The sequence below is a fragment of the Paenibacillus sp. LK1 genome, from assembly GCF_002750415.1.
In the GTDB taxonomy this organism is placed as follows: domain Bacteria; phylum Bacillota; class Bacilli; order Paenibacillales; family Paenibacillaceae; genus Paenibacillus; species Paenibacillus taichungensis.
The window spans coordinates 1-1,256 of the sequence record NZ_PEII01000038.1 but is presented as its reverse complement, the minus strand read 5'-3'; the positions used below and the strand labels follow the sequence as shown (position 1 = coordinate 1,256).

Annotated in this window: 1 protein-coding gene; it reads right to left on the bottom strand. The window is 36.5% G+C overall.

The features are described from left to right. Positions 1–146: 146 nt before the first annotated feature. Complete coding sequence (locus CS562_RS32430) at positions 147–779, bottom strand: copper amine oxidase N-terminal domain-containing protein (protein WP_099859439.1); 633 nt, start codon at positions 777–779, stop codon at positions 147–149. Positions 780–1,256 lie beyond the last annotated feature (477 nt).

Here is a 1,256-nt window from a genome sequence, read left to right as displayed (position 1 = left end):
TACTTTTTAGTTAACATTCGTTCACTCCAAGGTATGTATTAGTGAGCTTGAACATCCGATAATTCTAAAGAAACAATACAGTAAGTGGTACACGCTTTCTAACTTAATTCAAAAAAATGGAGAGCAAGCGCCCTCCACGGAGTAGTCTAGATTTCAATATTTAATGTGTTATTGCTTGAAGTAAATTTCATAGATGCACCTAAACCCTTAATAGCCTGTACAGGAATGTACGTAATTCCGTTAATGGCTTTTGGAGCGGTACTTAATGTAGAAGACATACCATTGTAAAATACCGTTTTACTACCCAGCGTTAACGTTACTTTGTACTTATTTTTTGTTAAACCGATCGTTCCACTCCCAGCATCGTATGTAAATGAGGCACCTAGAGCTTTTGAAATGTCACGCAGTGGGATCAAGTTACTTTCTTCATATTGTAGAGGTTTGTTCGAAAAGTTTACTTTCTTATCGTTTACATAAACTTTTAAAGACGATTGTGTGTATTGAGGCTTAGTTTCTTTTGATTTTGTAGATTTTGATGATGAAGATGAACTAGAGCTACTGGATGTTGAGCTACTCGAACTACTAGATGACTTTGAACTTGAGGAAGAACCTCCGCCATGATAATGATACTCTCCATATTCTAGTCCCCATTTGGCACAATTGGTCCAACACGTATGTCCACCACTTGCATCGGTTCTCCCTGGATGAGCTAACACACTTGATGTACCTGATAAAAGCAAAAGAGATACTAGAGAACTAACCAGCAACTTTTTTTTCACGATTTACACCCTCCGACTGGTACTATTTTCCTAAGTATCATATCATACAATATCTGATAAATAAATATATGGTTACCATTTTCGAGAATTAAATTATCTTTAGAATTCAATAAAAGAAGACTTATCAACGCTATGCTGTTAGGAGCTCAAATAACCTTTAGATTTCTGGTATCGATATACCATTAACCTTATCTTTCAAAGGTTTAGACACTTTATTAATTCTAAGATAAATCTTGCAATGCCCGCCTAAGATTGAATAGAATTGATCCTCCTTTCAAGAATCGACTGGCTTTTGCCTAATTATTAAGATGGAAATACCTTGGACGGATGCCAAGTTTGTCAACTGCGCAAATCGGCAATATCTTCGCCGTTAAATTCAGAACGATTACGTTCCCATATACTCTTACACGCTCAACAATAATGCCACTTTAAGATTGAAATCCCTCTCAGTACGCTCTACCGTTAGTGTAACCTGCC